This is a genomic window from Emticicia sp. GW821-FHT11C11 (genome assembly GCF_058808615.1).
Genome location: NZ_JBXARV010000004.1, coordinates 231,988 through 250,200, shown reverse-complemented (window position 1 = coordinate 250,200; position 18,213 = coordinate 231,988). Strand labels below are relative to the sequence as shown.

Sequence of the window (18,213 nt, the reverse complement as noted above, 5' to 3'; positions counted from 1 at the left end):
AAAAATATCGTTTAGCTAGAAAGGCAGATGCACAGAAATAATAACTTTGAAAAAATCTATTATGAAAGCAAGTATTTCAGTATTAACATTGGGAGTTGCAGACCTTGAAAAATCAGTTGCGTTTTATCGGGATGGTTTGAAATTATCAACTGAAGGAATTATCGGGACGGAATTTGAATATGGCGCTGTCGCTTTCTTCGATCTTCAAAGCGGATTAAAGTTAGCGCTTTGGCCCAGAACAAGTATTTCTAAAGACACTGGTATTCAGGAGCAAAGTCCGTCTGCCCTTGAATTTACTATCGGCCATAATGTTGAAAGTAAAGAGCAGGTAGATGAAGTGATGGAACTTGCTGAAAAAGCAGGAGCCACCATTATTAAACCGGCCGAAGATACGTTTTGGGGTGGCTATTCAGGTTATTTCCAGGACCCGGACGGGCACTTATGGGAAGTAGTTTTTAATCCTGCTTTTCAATAAGAATAAGCCCCCGATTGTAATCTCGTGAAAATCGGTAAAACAATATCTTCAGGAGTTATTTATCCGATTTGCTTGCTTTCATGGTGCAAACCGTAAAAATCAGAAATTTTGAAGTTTTCTTCTCTCCAGGCTCGAATTCATCTATCTAAAAAACACTAAGCCCTCATTTTAACAGATAAAAACGGCCTCCCAAATGGATCGCTGCACCTTTCAATCATCTTCTTTTTTCAGAATTACGATATCAGCCGCTCTGAAATGATTCTTTACGAACTATTCAAACAAACTCGTCATTCATCCCAATAATATACTTAAAACGAAACGAAACCTTCGTGAGAAGCGAAAATCAAAATCGGTGTCAGATAAAAAAAAGCAAATCACGCGCCATGTATGATTTTGTCTCTGTGCATTTGTCCCCATTTATTCATGGACTCCAGCACGTCCTTTAAGGTTTCACTGTAGGGTGTCAGAGAATATTCAACCGTGATGGGCTTGGTATTGCAGACTGTCCGGCTCACCAGTCCATCCATTTCCATTTCCTGCAATTCTTTTGATAAAATTCTGGGAGAAATGTCAGCCTCTCTTGATAATTCTCTGAACCTTCTTTTTCCGGTCATCAGAATAGTCAATAAAACCATTTTCCATTTTCCGCCTACTACATCCAATGTATCTCTGATCGCCAATCTACTTTTTTTACACGCTTCTTCTGTATGTGAAATAATATTTTCCATGATGGTATCCTTTTTGTAACCGATATTCTTTTTGTAACAGGTATCAAAGGTAAACTATTTGTTCAAGAAATTTGTATTTCAATTACAAAAAATAAAAACGATGACAAAAAGAATAAACAAAATCTCGGGGTGGGCACTCACCATTTTATTAGGGCTATTATTTGCATTTAGTGCGTTCCTTAAACTTACTTATAATGATATGGCTGTTGCTCAGGGTTCATCAATGGGTTTCGACCCACAAACGTACTGGTTCATTGGGGTAATAGAACTGGTGGCATTGGTTCTGTACCTTATTCCAAAAACCGGATTGGTGGGATCATTACTATTGATTGCCTACATGGGTGGAGCGATAGCTTCACACTTGCAGCATAATCAGCCTGTTATCATAGCAGTGGTAGTGCAGGTATTGGTGTGGGTATCACTTGCTTTGAGATATCCTACATTTCTGCAACAGCTTTTTCCTGCTGCGCAGAAAATAGTTAAACAACAGTAAACAGTAAAACAATGGAAACAAGATTCATAAAATATGTAAGCACGCCTCAGGCACATCAGGGTTTTCTTGGTGAAGGCCACGTGGCCAAAGCAGTAGTCGACGGTCAGGACTTTAGCCGCACCGATCCGTTCATGATTTTGATGGACGATCAACTGAACCTTCCCGGTGGTAAACCGGTGGGTGGTGCGCATCCGCATGCGGGTTTTGAAACCGTAACGCTTGTATTGCAGGGTGACGGAAAAGACTGGCACACTGGCAGCATGGAATTAATGACAGCAGGCAAGGGAATTATACACACGGAAGAAATTGCTGGCAAAACCAGCCTGCACATTTTGCAGATGTGGTTAGTGCTACCGCCTGACAAAAGATGGGCGCCACCATTCTGGCAGCAAATATTGTTAGAGGATGTTCCGACATTGCAGACAAGCGATACGGAAGTAAGAGTATATAGCGGAACTAGCAACGGGCTAGCTGCGCCTTTCAGAAATTATACGCCTTTCACACTGGTGGATTTTAAATTGGCCAATAATGCTGAGGTGAAACAGGAAGTACCTGTTAACTATAATGGATTCATATATGTGTTGGAAGGAGAAGTATGGTCCGGGTTAACCCGCATTGCCAAAGGGCAGTCAGGTTGGTTGAATACGGCAGGTAAACAAAGCGAAAACGAAATTACCTTTAAGGCAGGCGACGAGGGCAGCCGGTTTATATTTTATGCAGCCGCCCCCCACAATGCCAAAGTAGTAAGTTACGGTCCATTTATTGGCGATACTAATAAAGACATCATCAGACTGTATCAGGAGTACCAGTCCGGTCAAATGCCTCACCTGAGCAATCTGCCTGAAAGTAGTAGGATTAAGCATCAGAAACAATATGTTTAGGATGAAAGAAGTTCATTAATAATAATTTAGCAGTTAATAAACGTGTGGAATGTATTTTGCTCTGAAAGATTACTAGAAGGAAACAAGACATTATCCACACGTTTTTTTTGTATACATACCATTTAATAACGACCCAATACAATATTCGCTTTTAAATTTGCCCTGAACAGTGTTCTGATAAATTAATTCTCAATGCATATGCTTGTCAATTGCAATCTGAGCTATTTTTATTCTTCATTGCGCATTTTGGTGCGTTTGTTTTCTCTTCACAAAAACTATCGCATATCCACAACCACAATACTATAATACGAATAAAAAACAGTGAATTGGCAATTTTAGAGGTTAGTGTAAGTAAAAATTCATTGACACCTTATGTACTTACGATTCTGTTCTTCGGCTTCTACGTCCGGAAAAATCACTTGCTTCTAAAAAATATGATTATTTATTTAAAAAATTCATAGAAACCCGATATATTCAAAGTCAATTTTGCCCGTGGCAATACTGAATAGGGTAGTTCCGGATAAAAAAAACTCGAAGTGTTAGAAATAACATATATAGTAGGCCGTTATCTTAACGATATCCGCACAGCTCATCAGAAAAATGATTGAACCCCTGAACTTTACATCGATATAAATACTTAAAGTAAAATGTTTTCAAAAGATTATATCCACTATTTAATAGAAAGAGGAAATGATGAACAAACGCAATTATTAAATACTGACAGAAAATTACCTGCTGTTTTTTTTGATACGCTTTGTGCATTTCTGAACACTAGTGGTGGAGAAGTATTGATGGCCTATTCTTTCGACAAGGGTGTGATTGGTCTAACTGAGACTGAGTTGGGCATACTGGAAAAAAGTATCAATGACGGTATAAACGATGTTGATAAGATACATCCGAAACCAAGAATCGTTATCAAAACTATATTGTATGGCAACGAGAAAATACTTTATGTTAAGGTACCGAATAGTTATTCGGTGCATACTATAGCAGGACAAGAGGTTTTTGAAAGACGAGGCCCAAAAAATATTTATATAGATAGCCTTTCTGATCAGATAAGAATACAGGAAAGGAAAAGATTTTATTACCCGGATAATAAAATTATAAAATATGTTGATGCCAGTCACTTTAATATGGATGTGTATAAAAAAGCAATGAACTTTCTTGTTCAGACTCGGCCGTCACATCCCTGGCTTAATATGGACTTCGAGCAGGTGACGAAAAGTTCTGGACTGTGGCGAATGGATCTGGAAACCAGAGAAAGCGGGTATACCGTTGCAGCCGTTCTGCTTTTAGGTAAGGATGAGGTTATCAGAGGGATTTTTCCCAGTTTCAGAATTGATGCTATTCGCGAAAAGGACGGTTTTGAAGGGTATTACGATAGAGAAACATTTACAACCAACCTGATAGATACGTACTATCAGTTGATGGATTTTGTCAGGAAACACCTGCCTGACTTCTTCGTAATGAACAATGCCACCCGGGTTGGTATACGAGACCTGATGTATCGTGAGGTTTTTATTAATTTTCTGACACATCAGGATTACAGCTCCGGGCTACCTGCCAAGTTTGCCATTACTAATACAGACGGCACATTCACTGCCAACAGCAACCGGATGAGCCTGAATAAAAACATTGATCCGAATGATTATCAGCCTATGCCGAAGAATCCTATCATCGGACGATTCCTTCGGGAACTAGGCCTGGCTGAAGAATTAGGCTTCGGATTAAAAAAGATTGCGGCATTTGTGAACCAGTTTTCTTCCGAAAGACCGCAATTCCATGATGGGACTACTTTTTTGACTTCCATTCCGCCTTTAACGAAAAAAGCCGTACCCGAAACAGAATGGCAGGAAAGAAAAGAGAGAGAAACGGGCGAATTCTCGACTAAAACAGCTACTTCAGTAACTTCTGCGCCGCCGTCATCTGCGGGTATAACAGAAAAAGAAAAACCGTTGAGCAATGGAGTTCTTCACATTTTTGATGAAATCAGTGAGCCGAAGAAAGAAAGGTTATATGATATTATCATGCTTTTGTTTCAGACGAAGCACAGTAATACACATGTTTTGACCAAACAATTGGGAGTTTCGCGGGAAACTATTGCGAGAGAAATGAAAATTCTTCGCGAACTGCGGCTTATTGAATTTAAAGGTGCCTTGAAAAACGGCTATTACTTATTGACTGAACGAGGAATCGAAATTGCTAAAATACTATCAGAACACCGCTTTACTTCAAAATAAACTATCTTTAGCTTTTTGGAGCGAGGGTTGCTCAACATCATCATTTACGAGAAGATTATCAAAGAGTTCGGTGTTTTCGTTCAATATCTCATTGAAGAAGGTTACTTTTCTGAGCAAAGGCCATTTTTCAGGATTCAGGTTCAGCAAATATTTCACTGCCAGTCTTTGCTGATTTATCTTACCATTACTGTTGTCTTTGTATCTGCTTACGGTCAGGCATTCGTGCTGACGTTTTCTTCCACGGTTAGATTTCTTATCTGCTATCGAATCATGGAATTCTCGGTGCGCTAGTTTATCCAGATCAACCACTTTTATTATCTCAAAATCGGCAAAATAGTCTTCAGCTGTTTTTTCAAGCAAATCAAGATTTTTGCTTACAGTGCTGATTGTCTTGGTATTTAAGTGTAATCTGTAAAGGGCCATCTGAGGTGTATTGTCTTTCACCTCAAATCCTTTCTTATAGCTGTTATAAATTTTTTCAATTTCAAACCCACCGATAATTGAGAACTCGGGTTTCTTCAGATTCATCAGATACACATTTACGAAATGTTCCAGCGATAACACGCCATCAGGCCAGTTTTGCTTAGATAAATATCCGATTGCGGCATCTTCCAGAATGAAATCAGCGCCTGAATTGATCAGTATATAATGAAATATGTATTTAAAATCTTCCAGTCTTTCATGAAACATCGGAATTTTTATCACATTGCCTTGCAAAAGATAGTTCAGCAAATGCCATTTAAACTCACCTTTGTTGATCATGGTATGCAGGTTTTTGGCCGAACCCGCTATCAATGTTAAGTCGATATCCACCCGGTGCTCTTTCAAAAAACCACCCACCGGCACTATGTACCCATTCTTAAGCGCATTATACAAAGATTCCTGATTGCCAATGCTTAGTTGGTCAATGTTGTTGATGAATAAAAAGCCCTGATTGGCCTGCTCCAGTTTACCTAATTTTTCTTTCCCCTGATTGGTGACATAACGATTATTGACAATGCGCTTATAATGCCCAAACGCTTCGGACTCAAAATCTTCATTGCTGATAAGCGAACAATCTAGCTCTATCAGGGGTACTTCGTAAGGCAGATTTTTAAATAAATAAATGAAAGTGACCAAATCTTTAATTTCGGCACCCGACTTGCCATAAATCAATAAGCTGTTGCCACCGGCTATTGCCTGGCTGGTTTCTTCAAAAAATGTCTTTGTTTTTTGGCTGTTTCCTAAAAACGACTTCTCGAATTGAGGTATACGTTTTAAAATTTCTTCGTCGTGAATCTCTACATCTTTGAAGAACAATGATCTGAAAATCTCGCGTTCCTGAAGAAAAATCTCTCGTTCCGACTTCAGAAATTTAAATAAATAATGGTTGGCCTCATTGCTTTTAATGATTGGTTCACCTGAGCCCTCAGATCTGGCCATCTCAACCTCATCATTCAGCTTATGAATTTTATCTTCCAGCTTTCTTTTAATCAGATTATTCCGTTTCAATGATTGCTCAATTCTGAACAAAATTGCTCTGAATGCAGAAAACTGGCTTTTAGAATCTATTTGATAACGTTCCAGTACATCAAACAGACCGCCTTTCTGGTATATTTCAAAAATATCTTCATAACTATCTCTAGGAGAGATAATCATAATGGTTGGTATTTCAGGGAAGTTTCTGTGCAATCCCCAGGCAAATTCAATACTTTGCTTGGTTGACGAGAAGAAATGTTCGTCTATGATAATAGCATCAAAGGAATATTTCGGATTATCCAGTAAATCGAAAATAACAGCGTGGTCAAGCTCGAGGTGTGTCGAGTGACTTTTCTTTAGCCAGGTAACGAAATCGGTTCGTTCATGGAAGAATTTTCCTGTTAATAATAATTGCATTTAGGATAAGCACGAAATAGGGTTTGTTGAATCAGAACTCTATAAGTGATTGATTATGAAATATTTACGATTGGCTTGATGAAGTACAATAATTACTTTAAGCGGCTATTGAGAAGGTATCGTTTAAATGTTTCATGTCTATCACTTATGTAAATGTAGACAAAACCCTCGCGTAAAGCAAGTTTTTATTGTGTCAATTTGGACGTGACACAATAAAGTCACAATAAAAATGGCAGAAAAATCAGGAAATAACTTATAATAAGGAGAAAAAAGGCTTCATGAACTGCTATATACTATACTTATAATCAAGCAGTTATATTTCTCATTACAATAAATACCAGCTGAATAAGCTTTTTATTACTGAAATGAGAGAAAATAATATTGACGAAATTCGTTTCTACGGTCAAATAAAAATCAATAATTATCAGGTTGAATTCCTCATATTAAGATTGAAAATTGAGTATACCCTGAAGCCTGCTGAGAATGAGTGAGTATTCGTCTAAAATATATAGTTTTACTAATGCATGCTCCAATGGACCTCAATTTCCATCATATCGCAAAATATGTTTGCCAGCAGAAAAGTGCACCATTTTATAAAATGTTGTTGTGAATAATCCCCTCCAAATAAACTATTCCTGATTTTTGCGTAAGTTTTTCCGCATAAATGATCTGAATTATGCTGGTTATCAGTAGTTTATATACTTATTGGTAGCTGTGGTAAAGATCGAAACTCAACTGGTGGGATAAGTTCTTTTCGAAAAAATGTAAGGGGTAACCGTTGTTATCCTGAATGGTAAATTCCCGGTATGCGCCATTATCAGTGTCTGCAATAGGTTTTAGAACATGTGCTTGAAGCTTAATTGTCTCCCATAGCTTATCAATTTCGGATACTTCAAAACTCAGATTTTGGGTGTTATGGGCTGAATGCTCTTTGGCAGTTGAAAAAATGAGCCTGACAGACTCCAATGAAAGTACTAATTGTGTGGAAGATAGAGTTTCACTGTGGATACTTAAAATAGAAGAATAAAAACGTTGTGTCTCAAGCAGGTTTGAGGTGTATAGCTGTATTATAATATTTCTCAGCCAGTGATTTCCCATTATTGCTGTATCTGTTTACTCAAAAGTCTGGATACCAATGCATTACATACTGTAAATGTATCAATTAAGTGCCTCAGACACAAATACTTATAGTGTCAATAAGTGTGTGACACTATAAATTCAGTATAGAACAGTCTATGACATAATAAATTTCCGTTCAGTACAATAAAAAATGCGGCAATCTTAGAAGATGCCGCATTTCTATTTGATTCATTGCTTGCTTATCTATTCGAATGGAGTCCTACAGAATTACCCTCTGAATCGATAAAGAATGCCATGTAGCCTGTTTCATCATCAATATGAGTTTTGGGCATGGTTATTTGTCCACCCGCGGCTTCGATTCTATCCAGTACCAGTTGCAAGTCAGGATTAGCATTCAGGTAAAGAACAGCCCCTGTAGTGCCTGGCACGTGGCTTCCACTTTTAACGAGCGCACCGCTTACATGAGGGGGCTCTGACGGAAACACAGCCATTTGAAATTCTGCCATCTGAAAGAGTGTAAGTTCAATTTCAAAAATTGTTTCGTAGAATTTCTTTCCTCTTTCGAAGTCTGTTACCGGAATTTCGAACCAGTTAATGGCATTGGTTGATTTGCTTAATTTCTCCATAGGTTTTGATGTTTTGTAATAGGTTGATATAAACTGATAAAATAAAGATAGCTTGTATCGGTGAAGTAAAAAATAAACCTGTATTAAATGTAGGTTAATTCAGAATGTATTTTTCAGATAGAAGCTCATATAGAAGTAATAGAAGAATAAAATCGAATGTCTTTTCTGAATGCCAGATTGGTTATACTACCAGATATTTGCGTATCAGCATCAGCATGTGCAGATAAGTACTGTCTTCTTCATACTGTTTGTCGTCTGAATAATCAATTTCTTTCAGGCGGTCTTTATCTTTCCGTATCATCCACCAATTTCGGAGCTCGATAATATATCTTTTCACTTTTTTGTATTCATCGCTCGTTTCCCAATCAATTACTTCCAGTACTTTATCTTTTTCGAGGGCATCCATAAAAATCTGAAATGCAATATGAAGTAATAAGGTATCTCTCTCTATCCAACTATATTTCGGTAGTGATTCAATATGCACGGGGTTATTTGAAAAGGCCAGATTTCTCTTCTTAGGTTCCACAGATTGACCGCATTTTGGTGTAATTTTATCTCTGACCGCGCCAAAGACTCAAGGAAAATACGAATTTAAACATAAAATCCCATCGATTCTTTAAAGCAATCAAAATAAAAAGCACTACTACCACAGAACCGAAAAATACGTCGACCTTAAAGGCTATAAAAAATAAAGGCTTTGATACCTGGTACCAAAGCCTTTATTCATATTCCAGACACAGTTATTCAGTTGGTATTTGCGAGGCATCGGTAAACAAAATTTCCCATCCATAGTTTGCTGGTTGGTTATTTGAAATTTCAATAGATTAAGTCCTCATATGATAGGCGCCTTTATCTTGCCTTTTCGTATAAATTTGTCATAAATCGCCACAATACTACCCACAAATTGATGATAAATGATTGTCCGCTTAAGCTGATAATGAAGTCTTGATGGCAAACAGACTGATTTTGTAGTGTTTTATAGTCTAATCAGTTTCTCCGGAAATTTATTTTTGTTAAAATCCGGTTTATTTTATTGCCATTTAACATTTCTTTTAGCACCGGAGGATTAGATTTTTCCGGCTTCATGACACTATCAGAGGCTTGATTTGAAAATGGAAAATGGTGTCTGGTCATAAAATATAAGTAGCAGAAATTACTCAGAAATGGTATCAAAATAATTGCTTGCACAAAGGCAGACATCCATAGGAATTCATTTTTTATTCGTGAAAAGAAAAATTAGCAGTTAAAAGGCGAATGTTTTTGTATTAATGTAATATTTCAAAAATCAGCCTCTTCAAAATATCTCCTTCTGTTTCTTCGCCGGTTTCAACACCCTTTGATTTCAAGTCAGCCACTTTGAGTGAATGGATAACCGATGATAATTTCGGCAAAGAATAGTTTCGGGCAGCATTGAGGTAGTCTTTGGCAAAGAAGCTGTTTACCTTTAACAAGGCTGCCACGGCGGCATCAGTTCTTTCGTTCGACGCATGAACCAACAATACTTTGCTGAAAAAATTATACAGAATGATAATAATGGGTTGAATGGGATTATCCCGTGGATTATTGGCGAAGTAAATAATTATCTGATTCGCTTTCAACACATCTCTTTGAATAAGCGCCTTCTGCAATTCAAATACATTGTACTCTTTGCTGATTCCGACAAACTTCTGAATGGTATCGGCGTCGACACCTTCATCCGGTTTTAAATTCACTATTACTTTTTCAATCTCGCCGGTTAGTCTTTTCAAATCGTTGCCAATGTGCTCAATCAGAAGCTGTATGGCTTTCATGCTTATCTTTACATTTTTTGAATGGCAGTAGCCGGACAGAAAATCGGGTAATTGATTGTCGTAGAATTTTTTCGAGTTATACAATACTCCATTTTTACCGAATGCTTTCACCCATGCCTTGCGTTCGTCCTGTGCATTACTGAATGCCAATACCAGAATGGTAGAACCCAAAGGCTGCAGGGCGTAATCCTCAATCAGTTTCTGATTTTCCTTCTGGTCAATTCCCTGAATCTGTTGGGCATCTTTTACAATGATGAGCTGCCGCTCGGCCATCATAGGAAACCGGCGGGCGTAGTTCAGCAACGCACCCATGTTCAGATCTTTACCAAACAATACAAATTCATTAAAACCCTTTTCATGTTCAGGTACGGCCAGATTCTGAATCTTGTCAAGCACCTGCTCAATATGGAAGGGTTCTTCGCCATGAAGAAAATACAAAGGTTTGATTGCGTCTTTTTTTATTGATTTCAGTATCTCTGACATGGCCTTACTTTAATATATAGTTATGGGTGTAGTTGTGTGCCGATAAGAAGGTAGTGCACTGTTCAACCAGTTGCGGGAAAAACACTTTAAAGTTTTCGTCAAAGAAATCGTAATGCAGCTGCAGATCCTGAACGGCCAGCTCCATGTTCGACACAAAGGCCGCCCTTTTGGCTACACCTGTCAGTGCTCTTTCTATTCCCCAGAATTCAGTGTAGTTTCTCAGCCAGTCATACTGAATCATCGATTCAATCATGGGTTTCATTTTATCGGGTAATACTTCCCAATAATCAAGAAATGCCTGATGTGCTCTTTTTCTGAATACATCAAACGGCTCATCAGAATACAGGTTCCAATGCCTGGCCAGATAATGATCAAAGAATATATCGACAACTACCGATGCGTACTTATGGTATCTTTCATACAGCACCGATTTACAGGCACCAATAATTACATGCGTATCTGTAAAGCTGTCAATTAAGCGGTGTAACAGTATTCCGTCTTTAATATTTGCAGAGAAATGACTGTTTCTCGGATGCTCGATTCTACCGACAACATAGTCTTCCAGCAGATTCCCAACCAAAATTTCATCACTGTCACCTGAAAGAAATAAATGTGCCAAAAAATTCATAAATCAGGGGTAGAATTTGTACGTTTGTGGCAAAGTTATAAAATTAAGTGCTAATAAAGCATCCATTTTTGAGTACATTTTAAAATTTCAGCAGTATTATACAAATTCAGAAAGTATGAAAGTAGAACCCCAGAAAGTAGTCACGGCTGCGTATGAATTATATGTAGGTGAAAATGACGAAAGAGAAATTATTGAGGTATCGGACGAGAACGACCCCATTGTTTTTATTCATGGATTAAGCGGCCTGCCAGAAGCATTTGAGAGAAACCTGATTGACCTTAGCGTAGGAGATACCTTTGAGTTTTCGGTTAGTGCCGAAGAAGGTTACGGAGAAGTAGATGCAGAAGCATTGATTGATTTTCCGATTGAGAATTTCAAAATTAATGATGGTGAAGTTCCGGAAGGCATGCTTGAGGTTGGCAACTTTATTCCGTTTTCGAATGAGGAAGGGCACCGTATGAACGGTAGGGTAGTGGAGGTACATCCTGAGTTTGTGATGCTTGATTTCAACCATCCTTTGGCTGGAGAAACTTTACATTTTAAAGGAAAGATTCTGGCTATCAGAAATGCCAATGCAGATGAATTAGATCATGGACATGTGCATGGTCATGGGGGTGTACATCATTGAGTACACCCAAATTCTATTACTTCAATGCCAAATTTACGCAGGAAATCTACTCCTTCATCTGAAGGTATGCCTTTGTACTTAGCGTAAGAATCCAGATAAATTACCTTTTTTATTTTCATCGTGAAAATAACCCTGGCACAGGCTATGCAGGGCGAAAGCGTTACGTAAAGTGTGCTCCCCTCCAGGTTTGCTCCGTTTTTTGATGCATACAGAATGGCATTCTGCTCGGCATGAAGCGCCAGCGAGCAACTGCCCTTAGAATCTCTCGGACAACCCTGCTCGGGGTATTCTTCGTCACAATTATGTGTGCCCGAAGGTGGGCCGTTATAACCAATCGAAATAATCCGGGTATCTTTTGCCAATACTGCCCCTACCTGCGCCTTTACACAATGCGAGCGTTGTGCCAGGTCTTTGGCCAGGTTCATAAAAATCTCATCAAAATCAGGCTTGCTTCTTTTTACTATCTCCATCACGGATTTTTGCTTAGGTTTCTTTGGTTCGAAAGAACAGCAAAACTAAGTTTTAAATATGAAAACCCATTTATAATTCGCGCAGTTTTTACAGAATATTTTCAACCGATCTATCTCTTAATAATATATATAACAGGCACTTCGGCAAGCACTCATTGAAAGCGTGATAATAAGAGCAGTACTGAATGTCAACACAAAAAAACGTTGAAAGTGTCAGGCTGTTGCACTGAATACTTTCAACGTTTTGCTTAAAATACTGAAGATAGCTGTATACTGTAAATTTATCTTTGAGATGTTTTCTTCGGGAAACTATTATTCTACATCACTACCAGCCGTTTCGTGGTCTGTTCCTGTTTAGACACCACCCGCATGAAATAATTACCGGGTAGCAGATCAAAAGTTTTAAGTGTAATGACTGTACTCGGATAATCACGGAAAGTTTCTGAATAAATATTCCGGCCTCTTATATCGACCAATGAAATAGTAAAATCCTGAAAGTCAGGCAATAGCACCTGCACCTGAATCTTATCTTTGGTTGTAGGGTTAGGGATCAGGCTAACTTCAAGCATAGAAGAAGGAGGCAATTCATATTTGGCGTAATTCATTACTCTTTTGCGTCTCTGGCTCAATTCCAATACGGCACGCATTCTTTGCTTTTGACCTTGAGTGAAGATATTCATGCAGGAGTCGGGCGAGTAGTCCATATAATCTTCAATCAGATTTCTGGTGCTGGTGCCATTACAATTTGAATAAATATCAGTACAAAAGGCTGAATTATTTGAATCTTCTGTCGGTGGGGTATCTGTTACATAATCTGTACCACAGCGTTCGTCACCCCAGGTGTGTATAAGTCCCAGCCAATGACCCACTTCGTGCGTAGTGGTTCTGCCAAAACTATACAGACCATTTTTATTAGTACCTGATTTTTTGCCAAAAACTCTGTAATCAATAAACACACCATCCAGATTTTCGCTGATTTCGTCGCTGAGACCATCAACGGTTTCGGCATAGGGGAATTCGGCATAGCCGATATAGGGAGTACGAAAAGCAGTAACCCATATATTAAGGTATTTGTTGCTATCCCAATAAGATAAGCCGGATAGTCTTGTGCGGTCGGCATCACTTAACAAGCTGAAACTGGCAGTAGAGCTGTAGTGACGGGTAATACCCGAAGTGGGGTTGCCGTCGGGGTCTTTTGAGGCAAGAAAGAACTCAATTTTCACATCGGCACCAATCGGGTTGTTGTTATAGCCCATTGTACCATCCTTACGCCTATAGTCTTCGTTCAGCACTTTTATCTGCGAGAAAATCTGTTCGTCAGGGATATTGCTGCCACTAATGGTACCATTCTGCTGATTGTGTACGACGTGTATCACCACCGGAATCCGGATTACCTCATCGTCTGATACTCCACCTACACGGCCTTGTTTGTTTTCGGGGCGCAGATAATTGGCAACAGCCTGCTCAAATCTTGCTTTTTGAATGACCCTTGCCGGATTGTTGGCAGAACGGATGGAATCACTAATAGCATGGGCACAAAACTGTGTTCTTTGTGCCCATGCCTGCCAGCCTGACAGAATAAATAGTGCTGTAAAATATAAAGTTTTTTTCATGCTTTTATGACGAGAGATAAATAGCCTATGGTTGCAACGCAACCATCAGAATAATATTATTTGCTCTCGGCTTTTTCATAAGCATTTAATATGTCTCTAACCAATCGGTGTCTTACCACATCGCGGCCGTCTAGTTCTACAAATCCGATACCGGTTATGTTTTTCAGAATATCAAGCGCATCTGCTAAGCCCGACTTCTGATTTTTGGGTAAGTCGATCTGGGTTCTGTCACCGGTTATGATGGTTTTTGAAAGCGGCCCCATACGTGTCAGAAACATTTTTATCTGCATAGGAGTGGTGTTCTGCGCCTCGTCGAGCAAAATAAATGCATTATTCAGAGTTCTACCCCTCATATATGCCAGCGGAGCAATCTCAATAGTATTGTTTTCAATGTAGAATTTAAGTTTTTCAGCCTGAATCATGTCTTCAAGCGCATCGTATATCGGGCGAAGATAAGGGTCAATTTTTTCTTTCAGATCGCCGGGTAAAAAGCCAAGATTCTCGCCGGCTTCCACTGCCGGCCTTGTAATGATAATCTTTTTAACTTCCTTATCTTTCAGGGCTTTTACTGCCAGCGCAACAGCGGTGTAAGTTTTACCCGTACCGGCAGGGCCTGTAGCAAATACAATATCGTAGTTTTTGGCGGCCTCAATCATTTTTTTCTGATTGGCAGTTTTTGCCCGCACTACAATTCCTTTCGTGCCGTAAACAATTACGTCGTCGTCTGCTGTTTCATGATTGGCCGATTCAATATCTTGCTGTATGTAGTTTTTAACTTGCTCGCCACTCAGTCTACCATATTTATGGTAGTGCTCAAGCAATGATTCGAGAATGTCGGAGATTTTGTTGATTTCAGTATTACTTCCTTTTACTACTATCTGATTCCCTCTTGAAATAATCTTACTTTGTGGGAACGCCGCCGCTACTATTTTGATATTGCCATTTTCTACTCCGAGAAAATCTATCAAAGATATTTCGTCTAATGTGAATACTTTTTCTGTCAAAATACTTTTGTGTTTGATTTTTGGTTTAATATAATAGATTCTCTAATAAAACGCAGGATTTTAAAACTTAGTTTTATGATGTACCCGAAATGATTTACCAAAAATCAAAAATTATTCACAATATCTAATGTTTTTTCCACAAAAAAATTCGCGTTTCTAAGTTAATTATTGATTATCAATTGTTTACCTATTAATGGGCTTTAGACTCACGTTTTTTCTCAAATATATTTTCCTTAACATTGTGTTAATATTATGGAACCAGTAAACCCAAATACTACACCCGGAAGAAACCAGACGCTCAGAGGATTCGGAAAAAATCCTTCTTTTGAGTTGGTGCGCAACGAATCGGGTAAACTTCCTCCTCAGGCAACTGAATTGGAAGAAGCGGTTTTGGGGGCTTTAATGATTGAAAAAGACGCCCTGACAACAGTGGTTGATATTTTACAATCAGCCAGTTTCTATAAGGAATCGCATCAGCGAATCTATAATTCTATTTTAATATTGTTCGGCAGGTCAGAACCTATTGATTTGCTGACAGTTACTTCTCAGCTCAGAAGCCTGGGTGAACTTGAATTTGTAGGAGGTGCCCAATATCTGGCCCGCTTAACCAGCAAAGTTAATTCTGCAGCAAATATAGAATGGCATGCGCGTATTATTTCGCAGGCAGCTATAAAGCGAGATATGATTCGCGTGGCAGGAGATATATTGCGTGATGCTTTTGAAGACACCACCGATGTATTTAACCTGCTGGATAAAACCGAACAGACGTTTTTTGAGATTTCAGAACGGAATATCCGCAAAAGCTATGCCGATGCAAGCTCGATTATGCGGGCAACGATTGATGAGCTTGAAAAAAAGAAAAATAATAAAGACGGTCTTACCGGTGTAGCCAGTGGCTTTACCGAATTGGATCGTATTACCAGCGGCTGGCAGAAAACAGAGTTGATTATTATTGCTGCCCGCCCTGCCATGGGTAAAACTGCCTTTGTAGTATCGGCCATGAGAAATGCCGCTGTAGAATGGAACGTTCCGGTAGCTATATTTTCATTGGAGATGTCATCAACCCAATTGATGCTCCGGATGATTTCGGCCGAGGCAGAAATTGACAGTGAAAAACTAAGAAAAGGCACACTGGAAAGCCATGAGTGGCAACAATTGCACCATAGAATAGACCGCTTATCTAAAGCACCTATTTATATTGATGATACACCGGCCTTGTCAGTTCTTGAATTGAGAGCGAAGTGTAGACGTCTGAAAGCCCAATTTAATATAGGGTTGATTATCATTGACTACCTACAGTTAATGACCGGAGATACAGGCGGAAATAAAAGTGGTAACCGTGAACAGGAAATTGCTACGATATCGCGTTCATTAAAAAACCTTGCCAAAGAAATTGATGTGCCGGTTATTGCGCTATCTCAGTTGAGCCGCGCCGTTGAAACCCGTGGCGGTGATAAACGCCCTCAATTGTCTGACTTACGTGAATCTGGGTCTATCGAGCAGGATGCCGACATGGTAATGTTCCTGTATCGACCGGAATACTATAAAATTACGCAGGATGAGAACGGAAACCCGACAGCAGGGGTGGGTGAGGTAATCATTGCTAAAAACCGTAGCGGTACTGTTGATACCGTAAGGCTTCGTTTTATCGGCAAGTACACCAAGTTCTCGGATCTGGATGGATTCTATACGCCTGTGAACGACAGTTTCACGGATTTTAATGCACCTAAGTCATTCCCGACAACCAATAACCTGGATACTTTTGAGCAGGGTGGAGGAAACAATGTCAGCGGTGGCTCTATGACTTTCGGAAGCAAGGCTAATAAGCCACGAAACCCTGAAGACGAGGAGTTCCCGTTCTGATGATTCTTCCTTTATTTCATCTCCTTACAATCTCTTTTAATGGTTTTTTTACCAATAAATAGCACTTCTGCGTAAGATATTTATATTTTACATTGCCCAAAGTACAATTTTTCGTAATATTGTCTTGTTATAGCAGGCAAGACGACTATTTATGCGAGCAAATAAGTACATATTGGCAATTGTTTTTCTGATTTCTTTATCAGGATTCTCTCAAAAAAACTACTGGACCATCAGCGGCATTGTGCTGGACGACAAACACATGTCTGTTCCGTTTGCCAGTGTTTTTATTAATAATACTTCTGTAGGTACCACCACCAGCGAAAAAGGCAGCTTCCAGTTGAATATTCCCAACAAATTTGCACAGGCAGAACTTATTATTTCTTTTGCGGGTCATAAGATCATTAAAAGAAAGATAAATGCCTCGAATGAAATACAGATTTTCAAGTTTCGGATGGAGCCTGTAAACATATCTAAGGATGTAGTGGCTACACATGACGAAGACCCGGAAACAAAATGGAGGATATTCGAAAATGCACTATTGGGCAATTCAAAATTTGCTGCCGATTGCCAAATTCTGAATCCGGAAGTTATCAGGCTAGCATATAATCAGGATAAAAAAGTAGTTGCCACCGCACAAGAGCCCATTCTTATCAGAAACAATGCCCTGGGTTTCAGGATATGGTTTCATATGGATAAGTTTGAGTCTGACGGCACAACGACCTATTATTCAGGACTGAAGTTTTTTGAAACACTTGATGCGGCAAGCTTGTCAGAGAAAAACAATTGGGATAAAAACCAAAGAGACATTTTCAGCAATTCGTTCCGTAATTTTTTAATGGCGTTGTCATTGAATAAACTGGCCGAGAATGATTTTGCGGTTTATAAAGTAGCTGTGCCTAAAAATAAGCCTTACGAACAGGCCACCATAAGCGACGAAGTAAAAGATGGCGCCCTGATACCCTGCGAGGCTTCTCAGATATGCGCTTATGATAAAGACGCTGAGAGCTTTATGATTCAGTCAGAATCTCCTTTAGTGGTTGTTAAAAAGAACCTTCAGGTAAAACCGTTCCCTGCTGATTATCCATTTGAATATTCTGAAGTGGTTTTACCGAAAGGCTATGCAAGATTTAATGAAAACGGCTGGTTGAACAGACCAAATGATATTGTGCTGAAAGATTACTGGGGCCTTAAGGGTTTCTCTAACATGCTGCCTGACGACTATAGTATTGATGCATCAATAAAAACAGAAGAGTTAGGAAACAGAACCACAGGGAACTGGTATTCAATCGGCAAAAAGAACTGATAAGGTTTACTACAAAAAATAATATATTCCGGC

At 39.0% G+C, this 18,213-nt stretch carries 17 protein-coding genes; 7 read left to right on the top strand and 10 right to left on the bottom strand.

What is annotated here, in order from left to right; genetic code table 11:
* Positions 1-61 precede the first annotated feature (61 nt).
* Positions 62-475 carry a VOC family protein gene (locus AC1RRY_RS20860; RefSeq protein WP_492823426.1) on the top strand — a complete coding sequence of 138 codons (414 nt, stop codon included), beginning with the start codon at positions 62-64 and terminating at the stop codon, positions 473-475.
* Between the two features lie 374 nt (positions 476-849).
* Here AC1RRY_RS20860 and AC1RRY_RS20855 read toward each other — a convergent pair whose 3' ends face one another.
* Positions 850-1,203, bottom strand: coding sequence for a winged helix-turn-helix transcriptional regulator (locus tag AC1RRY_RS20855; RefSeq protein WP_492823428.1), 354 nt, complete (start codon positions 1,201-1,203; stop codon positions 850-852).
* Between the two features lie 100 nt (positions 1,204-1,303).
* Between AC1RRY_RS20855 and AC1RRY_RS20850 the strand changes: the two genes are divergently transcribed.
* The 3 genes from AC1RRY_RS20850 (at position 1,304) to AC1RRY_RS20840 (ending at position 4,817) form a co-directional block, all read left to right on the top strand.
* Positions 1,304-1,696 (top strand): DoxX family protein, encoded by a 393-nt coding sequence (locus tag AC1RRY_RS20850; protein ID WP_492823430.1) that lies wholly within the window; start codon positions 1,304-1,306, stop codon positions 1,694-1,696.
* 11 nt (positions 1,697-1,707) lie between these two features.
* On the top strand, positions 1,708-2,577 hold the full coding sequence (locus tag AC1RRY_RS20845) for a pirin family protein (protein ID WP_492823432.1): 870 nt from the start codon (positions 1,708-1,710) through the stop codon (positions 2,575-2,577).
* Between the two features lie 647 nt (positions 2,578-3,224).
* Entirely contained in the window at positions 3,225-4,817 is a 1,593-nt protein-coding gene (locus AC1RRY_RS20840) for a DUF8451 domain-containing protein (protein ID WP_492823434.1), read from the top strand.
* Here AC1RRY_RS20840 and AC1RRY_RS20835 read toward each other — a convergent pair.
* The 6 genes from AC1RRY_RS20835 to AC1RRY_RS20810 all read right to left on the bottom strand — a co-directional run bounded on the left by AC1RRY_RS20835 (position 4,809) and on the right by AC1RRY_RS20810 (position 11,299).
* Positions 4,809-6,692, bottom strand: coding sequence for a sigma 54-interacting transcriptional regulator (locus AC1RRY_RS20835; protein WP_492823436.1), 1,884 nt, complete (start codon positions 6,690-6,692; stop codon positions 4,809-4,811). The two genes, AC1RRY_RS20840 and AC1RRY_RS20835, sit on opposite strands and share 9 nt — an antisense overlap.
* 702 nt (positions 6,693-7,394) lie before the next feature.
* Complete coding sequence (locus AC1RRY_RS20830; RefSeq protein WP_492823438.1) at positions 7,395-7,790, bottom strand: VOC family protein; 396 nt, start codon at positions 7,788-7,790, stop codon at positions 7,395-7,397.
* Positions 7,791-8,011: 221 nt separating this feature from the next.
* Positions 8,012-8,398: a VOC family protein gene (locus AC1RRY_RS20825; RefSeq protein WP_492823440.1), complete on the bottom strand. Its 387-nt coding sequence runs from the start codon at positions 8,396-8,398 to the stop codon at positions 8,012-8,014.
* A gap of 181 nt (positions 8,399-8,579) precedes the next feature.
* Entirely contained in the window at positions 8,580-8,924 is a 345-nt protein-coding gene (locus AC1RRY_RS20820; RefSeq protein WP_492823442.1) for a hypothetical protein, read from the bottom strand.
* A gap of 739 nt (positions 8,925-9,663) precedes the next feature.
* The gene (holA, locus tag AC1RRY_RS20815; protein ID WP_492823444.1) at positions 9,664-10,671 is read right to left on the bottom strand and encodes a DNA polymerase III subunit delta; all 1,008 of its coding nucleotides are present in this window, start codon (positions 10,669-10,671) and stop codon (positions 9,664-9,666) included.
* Between the two features lie 4 nt (positions 10,672-10,675).
* Complete coding sequence (locus AC1RRY_RS20810) at positions 10,676-11,299, bottom strand: acyl carrier protein phosphodiesterase (protein WP_492823446.1); 624 nt, start codon at positions 11,297-11,299, stop codon at positions 10,676-10,678.
* 115 nt (positions 11,300-11,414) lie between these two features.
* On the opposite strand from AC1RRY_RS20810, the gene AC1RRY_RS20805 reads away from it, so the two are divergent.
* Positions 11,415-11,927, top strand: coding sequence for an FKBP-type peptidyl-prolyl cis-trans isomerase (locus tag AC1RRY_RS20805; RefSeq protein WP_492823447.1), 513 nt, complete (start codon positions 11,415-11,417; stop codon positions 11,925-11,927).
* Here AC1RRY_RS20805 and AC1RRY_RS20800 read toward each other — a convergent pair.
* The 3 genes from AC1RRY_RS20800 to AC1RRY_RS20790 all read right to left on the bottom strand — a co-directional run bounded on the left by AC1RRY_RS20800 (position 11,921) and on the right by AC1RRY_RS20790 (position 15,014).
* Positions 11,921-12,397, bottom strand: a complete 477-nt coding sequence (locus AC1RRY_RS20800) for a deoxycytidylate deaminase (RefSeq protein ID WP_492823448.1) — start codon at positions 12,395-12,397, stop codon at positions 11,921-11,923. The two genes, AC1RRY_RS20805 and AC1RRY_RS20800, sit on opposite strands and share 7 nt — an antisense overlap.
* A 317-nt stretch (positions 12,398-12,714) precedes the next feature.
* Complete coding sequence (locus tag AC1RRY_RS20795; RefSeq protein ID WP_492823449.1) at positions 12,715-14,010, bottom strand: M43 family zinc metalloprotease; 1,296 nt, start codon at positions 14,008-14,010, stop codon at positions 12,715-12,717.
* 56 nt (positions 14,011-14,066) lie between these two features.
* Positions 14,067-15,014: a PhoH family protein gene (locus tag AC1RRY_RS20790; RefSeq protein WP_492823451.1), complete on the bottom strand. Its 948-nt coding sequence runs from the start codon at positions 15,012-15,014 to the stop codon at positions 14,067-14,069.
* A gap of 252 nt (positions 15,015-15,266) precedes the next feature.
* Here AC1RRY_RS20790 and dnaB point away from each other — a divergent pair, with 252 nt between their 5' ends.
* Positions 15,267-16,877 (top strand): replicative DNA helicase, encoded by a 1,611-nt coding sequence (gene dnaB / locus AC1RRY_RS20785; protein WP_492823453.1) that lies wholly within the window; start codon positions 15,267-15,269, stop codon positions 16,875-16,877.
* A 151-nt stretch (positions 16,878-17,028) separates the two neighbouring features.
* Complete coding sequence (locus tag AC1RRY_RS20780; RefSeq protein ID WP_492823455.1) at positions 17,029-18,180, top strand: carboxypeptidase-like regulatory domain-containing protein; 1,152 nt, start codon at positions 17,029-17,031, stop codon at positions 18,178-18,180.
* Positions 18,181-18,213 lie beyond the last annotated feature (33 nt).

Bases quoted from the DNA above. Each gene is read 5' to 3' on its own strand.
- AC1RRY_RS20860 (WP_492823426.1), top strand. From the start codon at position 62: ATGAAAGCAAGTATTTCAGTATTAACATTGGGAGTTGCAGACCTTGAA.
- AC1RRY_RS20855 (WP_492823428.1), bottom strand. From the start codon at position 1,203: ATGGAAAATATTATTTCACATACAGAAGAAGCGTGTAAAAAAAGTAGA.
- AC1RRY_RS20850 (WP_492823430.1), top strand. From the start codon at position 1,304: ATGACAAAAAGAATAAACAAAATCTCGGGGTGGGCACTCACCATTTTA.
- AC1RRY_RS20845 (WP_492823432.1), top strand. From the start codon at position 1,708: ATGGAAACAAGATTCATAAAATATGTAAGCACGCCTCAGGCACATCAG.
- AC1RRY_RS20840 (WP_492823434.1), top strand. From the start codon at position 3,225: ATGTTTTCAAAAGATTATATCCACTATTTAATAGAAAGAGGAAATGAT.
- AC1RRY_RS20835 (WP_492823436.1), bottom strand. From the start codon at position 6,692: ATGCAATTATTATTAACAGGAAAATTCTTCCATGAACGAACCGATTTC.
- AC1RRY_RS20830 (WP_492823438.1), bottom strand. From the start codon at position 7,790: ATGGGAAATCACTGGCTGAGAAATATTATAATACAGCTATACACCTCA.
- AC1RRY_RS20825 (WP_492823440.1), bottom strand. From the start codon at position 8,398: ATGGAGAAATTAAGCAAATCAACCAATGCCATTAACTGGTTCGAAATT.
- holA (WP_492823444.1), bottom strand. From the start codon at position 10,671: ATGTCAGAGATACTGAAATCAATAAAAAAAGACGCAATCAAACCTTTG.
- AC1RRY_RS20810 (WP_492823446.1), bottom strand. From the start codon at position 11,299: ATGAATTTTTTGGCACATTTATTTCTTTCAGGTGACAGTGATGAAATT.
- AC1RRY_RS20805 (WP_492823447.1), top strand. From the start codon at position 11,415: ATGAAAGTAGAACCCCAGAAAGTAGTCACGGCTGCGTATGAATTATAT.
- AC1RRY_RS20800 (WP_492823448.1), bottom strand. From the start codon at position 12,397: ATGGAGATAGTAAAAAGAAGCAAGCCTGATTTTGATGAGATTTTTATG.
- AC1RRY_RS20795 (WP_492823449.1), bottom strand. From the start codon at position 14,010: ATGAAAAAAACTTTATATTTTACAGCACTATTTATTCTGTCAGGCTGG.
- dnaB (WP_492823453.1), top strand. From the start codon at position 15,267: ATGGAACCAGTAAACCCAAATACTACACCCGGAAGAAACCAGACGCTC.
- AC1RRY_RS20780 (WP_492823455.1), top strand. From the start codon at position 17,029: ATGCGAGCAAATAAGTACATATTGGCAATTGTTTTTCTGATTTCTTTA.